This is a genomic window from Marseilla massiliensis, from assembly GCF_016899855.1.
Lineage (GTDB): Bacteria > Bacteroidota > Bacteroidia > Bacteroidales > Bacteroidaceae > Prevotella.
In genome coordinates this window covers 1-1,049 of sequence record NZ_JACJJG010000216.1, presented here as the reverse complement: position 1 = coordinate 1,049, position 1,049 = coordinate 1, and the positions used below count along the sequence as shown (strand labels likewise).

Sequence of the window (1,049 nt, the reverse complement as noted above, 5' to 3'; positions counted from 1 at the left end):
ATACTCGAGTTCGGGATAATGAAGTAAGATAAAAAGTTGGTAATCTCGCAAAAATTTTGTACCTTTATAGTTGAAAATCAATGAAATACAAAAGATATAAGCGATGATTACCAAGGACAAAGTTACGGAGATTTTCTGTATTATCGACGAGTTCGACAAGAATTTAACATCTGAAATGCGCAAAAACCTCTTGTTGCCCTCAAAATGCAAGGCCGGGAAAAAGTGCAGGGAGCGCAAGGGCAGGCTCACCCCAAGCGAGATAATGACCATTCTTGTTTGCTACCATTTCGGCACGTACCAAAACTTCAAGGAGTATTACCTGAATTGCGTCAGGGGGTATTTAAGGTGCGAGTTCCCCAATGCCGTGTCCTACAACCGTTTCGTCGAGCTGATGCCAAGAGTGTTCGTCGAAATGATGTTGTTTATGAAGCTGTACGCTTTCGGCAAATGCACGGGGATAACATACGTTGACAGCACGATGATACCGGTGTGCCACAACGTAAGGAGGTATTTCAACAAAGTGTTCGCAGGTCTGGCCAAGAACGGCAAGGGCACGATGGGATGGTGCCACGGCTTCAAGCTGCACCTGATGTGCAACGACTGCGGTGACATCATAACGTTCTGTCTTACAGGGGCTAACGTGGACGACAGGGACAGCCGGGTATGGGAGGTGTTCACAAAGGAACTTTACGGGAAGGTATTTGCAGACAGGGGGTACATTAAGAAAGAACTCTTCGAAATGCTCTTCGACCAAGGGATACATCTTGTACACGGACTCAGGGCCAACATGAAGAACAAGCTAATGCCGATGTGGGACAAAATCATGCTCCGCAAGAGGTATGTCATCGAGTGCATCAACCACCTGCTTAAGGAAAAGGCCAACCTCGTGCATTCACGGCACCGTTCCGTGCACAACTTCCTCGTCAACCTCTGCTCTGCGCTTACGGCATATTCCTTCTTCGAAAACAAACCTGAGGCCTTGCCTGTACACATTGAAAAAACTGCGCAACTGCAACTCTTTTAATGGTGCCTTATCCCGAACTCAAGTA

At 46.8% G+C, this 1,049-nt stretch carries 1 protein-coding gene; it reads left to right on the top strand.

Annotation, left to right across the window (positions count from 1 at the left end; genetic code table 11):
* Positions 1-103 precede the first annotated feature (103 nt).
* Entirely contained in the window at positions 104-1,024 is a 921-nt protein-coding gene (locus H6A34_RS14450) for an IS982 family transposase (protein WP_205106085.1), read from the top strand.
* The last annotated feature ends 25 nt before the right edge of the window (positions 1,025-1,049 follow it).

Coding starts and splice junctions, on each gene's coding strand:
- H6A34_RS14450 (WP_205106085.1), top strand. CDS start 104: ATGATTACCAAGGACAAAGTTACGGAGATTTTCTGTATTATCGACGAG.